The organism is Streptomyces corynorhini (assembly GCF_003346515.1).
In the GTDB taxonomy this organism is placed as follows: Bacteria; Actinomycetota; Actinomycetes; order Streptomycetales; family Streptomycetaceae; genus Streptomyces; species Streptomyces corynorhini.
This window is the reverse complement of sequence record NZ_QQNA01000357.1, coordinates 1-2,526: the sequence shown is the minus strand read 5'-3', so window position 1 is coordinate 2,526 and position 2,526 is coordinate 1. Positions and strand designations below refer to the sequence as shown.

4 protein-coding genes are annotated in these 2,526 nt (G+C 72.8%); 1 reads left to right on the top strand and 3 read right to left on the bottom strand.

Annotated features, from left to right (window positions below; genetic code table 11):
- Positions 1-254: CoA-binding protein (locus tag DVH02_RS32050; protein WP_199566490.1), on the top strand; the 254-nt coding region annotated here is incomplete at its 5' end.
- A gap of 35 nt (positions 255-289) precedes the next feature.
- On the opposite strand, the gene DVH02_RS32045 is transcribed toward DVH02_RS32050, so the two are convergent.
- From DVH02_RS32045 to DVH02_RS32035, 3 genes are all read right to left on the bottom strand, one after another.
- Positions 290-844 (bottom strand): YbaK/EbsC family protein, encoded by a 555-nt coding sequence (locus tag DVH02_RS32045; RefSeq protein ID WP_114627362.1) that lies wholly within the window; start codon positions 842-844, stop codon positions 290-292.
- Between the two features lie 44 nt (positions 845-888).
- Positions 889-1,461 carry a helix-turn-helix domain-containing protein gene (locus DVH02_RS32040; RefSeq protein WP_114627361.1) on the bottom strand — a complete coding sequence of 191 codons (573 nt, stop codon included), beginning with the start codon at positions 1,459-1,461 and terminating at the stop codon, positions 889-891.
- A gap of 248 nt (positions 1,462-1,709) precedes the next feature.
- Positions 1,710-2,483, bottom strand: a complete 774-nt coding sequence (locus DVH02_RS32035) for an acyltransferase (RefSeq protein ID WP_114627363.1) — start codon at positions 2,481-2,483, stop codon at positions 1,710-1,712.
- Positions 2,484-2,526 lie beyond the last annotated feature (43 nt).

Here is a 2,526-nt window from a genome sequence, read left to right as displayed (position 1 = left end):
GGGAAGGGGATCTCGGCGAGCGGGGCTACTCCTCGCTCGCCGAGATCCCCTTCCCCGTGGACGTGGTGGACGTCTTCGTCAACAGCGAGCTGGCGGGAGCCGTCGCGGACGAGGCGGTGGAGATCGGCGCGAAGGCCGTGTGGTTCCAGCTCGGCGTGGTGGACGAGCAGGCGTACGCCCGCACGCGGGCAGCCGGTCTCGCGATGGTGATGGACCGGTGCCCCGCCATCGAGATCCCCCGGCTGGGCGGCTGAGACCGAGCCGGGGGCGGCGGCGGTCGGGGCGGGCGTCAGACACCCAGGCCCTCCAGGACCACGGCGCCGGGCAGCTGGGCGAAGACCTTGCCGGGCACGATCAGCTTTCCGCGCCGTCGGCCGCTGCCGATCAGGACCCACTCGGTGTCCAGCACGGCGGAGTCGACGAGGAGCGGCCAGCTCGCGGGCAGCCCGATGGGCGTGATGCCGCCGTACTCCATGCCGGTCTCGCCGACGGCCGTGTCCATCGGGGCGAACGACGCCTTGCGCGCGCCGAGTTCCCTGCGCACCGCCCCGTTGACGTCGACGCGCGTACGGGAGAGCACCAGGCAGGCGGCGAGCGTGGTCTCGCCGCCCCGCTTGCCCGCCACGACGACGCAGTTGGCGGAGTGGTCGAGCAGCTCGGGGCCGTAGTGCTCCACGAAGACCGCCGTGTCGGCGATCTCCGGGTCCGTGTCCACGAAGATCAGTTGGTCGGCGGGGACATCGCCCTGCCAGCCCCGTACCGCGTCGGCGACGGGCGGAGTGAGCAGGCCGAGGACGTCAGGGGCGGCGGTGGAGTGTGCGAAGTTTCCGATGGGCGCGCGCATGGGCGTCACGCTAACAGCCGTGACCGGCGGGCTCTCCGGCCCTCTCAGCGGGCGGGCGGGACGGCGACGGTCATGATCATCTCGACTGTGTCCGCGCCGTCGTTGCGGTAGCCGTGGGCCACGTTCGCCTCGAAGGTGGCGGAGGCTCCGGCGGGTACGGGGTGCGTGGCGCCGTCCACGTCGAGCGTCAGCTCTCCGGCGGTGACGTGGAGGAGTTCGACGGTGCCGGGCGGATGCGGGTCGGAGACCCGGGCCTCGCCCGATTTCAGCGTCCACGCCAGCATCTCCAGCGGGCCCCTGGCCTCGGTGCAGACGAGCAGCGTGGTGCGGCTGCCCGCCGCGGTCGACCACATCCGTACGGCCCCGTCCTCGGGCACGATCCTGACCTGGGGGCCCTGCTCGTGGTCGAGGAGAGTGGCGATGGAGACCCCGAGGGCGTCGGCGAGCTTGACGGTGATGCCGACACTCGGGTTGGTGCGGGCCTGCTCGATCTGGATGATCATGCCCCGGCTGACGGCCGCGCGGGCGGCGAGCGCGTCGAGAGTGAAGCCCCGCTCGCCGCGCCAGCGCTTGAGGTTGCGGGCGAGCGACTGCGTGAGCTGGTCGAGGTCCGACACGGTTCCGTCCCCTGCGGTCAAAAAGTCGTTCTGTGTGATCTGGTGCGATCTAGTGCGGTCTGGTGTGGTCGTTGGACGGCACAGGCGCGCTGCGCGGGCCTCACGCACGACGTGCGCAAGGCCATGGGTCACGCGGAACGCACCCGGCTGTCCACCGCACTGTACTGCGGGCCGGATGTCGCGTGGATCAGGTGCCGCGCAGGTCAGGTGCCCGTTCAGGGCCCGGCGGGGTCAGGTGTCGCGCGAGTTCAGGTGTCGCGCGGCTCGGGCGGCGCCGCGGGCCGCGCCTCCGGGGCGTGCTCCGCCAGCGCGAGCAGCTGCTCCGGGGTGACGCCCGCCGGGATCGGCACCGGCGCGGGCGTGCGCAGCGGCGGCTGCCAGCCGCGCTCGCGGTCCCAGCTGCGCACGACGCGGGCGGGCGCACCGGCCACCACCGCGTGATCGGGGACCGCGCCCCGTACGACGGCTCCGGCGGCGACCACCACGTTGCGGCCGAGCCGGGCGCCGGGGAGTATCACCGCGCCGGTGCCCAGCCAGCAGCCGGGCCCGATCTCGACGGGTTCGGCCCTGGGCCACTGCTTGCCGACGGGCGTTTTCGGGTCGTCGTAACTGTGATTGGTCGAGGTGATGTACACGTAGGGGCCGCAGTACGTATCGCGCCCTATGGTCACCGTCGTGTCCGCGATGACATGGCTGCCGCGCCCCAGCACCACTCCGTCGCCCAGCGTCATGACCTTGTCGGGGCCGAGGTCGAGTCCCGGCATCATGCCGGCGGTGAGCGTGACCTGTTCGCCGATGACACAGTGGTCGCCCAGCTCGATCCACGGCTCGCCGAAAACCGTGCCCTGCGGGAAGGCGAGACGGGTCCCGGTGCCGATCCGGCGGAAGCGCAGCCGACCGGGCCGCTCCGCGCTGACCGCGCCCGCCTCCTGCACCCAGCGCCAGCCCCGGTGCACGGCCCGCGAGGCGATCCGGCGCCGCCAGGCGGTCAGCGATGAGAACGTGTTTCTGCTCTTCGGCACGCGCACACCGTAGTCGGCGGGGCCGGATCGCCTCGCGGGCCGT